Source organism: Halomonas borealis (assembly GCF_004798905.1).
GTDB lineage: Bacteria > Pseudomonadota > Gammaproteobacteria > Pseudomonadales > Halomonadaceae > Halomonas > Halomonas borealis.
Genome location: NZ_SDMO01000079.1, coordinates 1 through 262 on the forward strand (window position 1 = coordinate 1; position 262 = coordinate 262).

A 262-nucleotide genomic window follows, 5' to 3' on the forward strand; every position below is an offset into this window, starting at 1 on the left:
CTCTTGATGTTAGAACCAACTTTTGCTATTTTGGATGAAATTGACTCTGGGCTTGATATCGATGCGCTTAAAGTAGTCTCAAAAGGGGTGAACGCTATGCGTGGCGATAGTTTTGGTGCCCTTATCATTACCCACTATCAACGTTTACTCGACTATATTACCCCAGATGTCGTTCACATCATGATGGAAGGCCGCGTTGTTATGACAGGCGGAGCCGAACTTGCGAAACGTCTTGAAAAAGAAGGATATGCTAAAATCTCTG

The 262-nt window shown here is 43.5% G+C and carries 1 pseudogene; it reads left to right on the forward strand.

The annotated features are described in order from the left end of the window. Positions 1 to 262 (forward strand): annotated as a pseudogene (gene sufC, locus ETC07_RS16235) (Fe-S cluster assembly ATPase SufC); the annotation flags it as partial.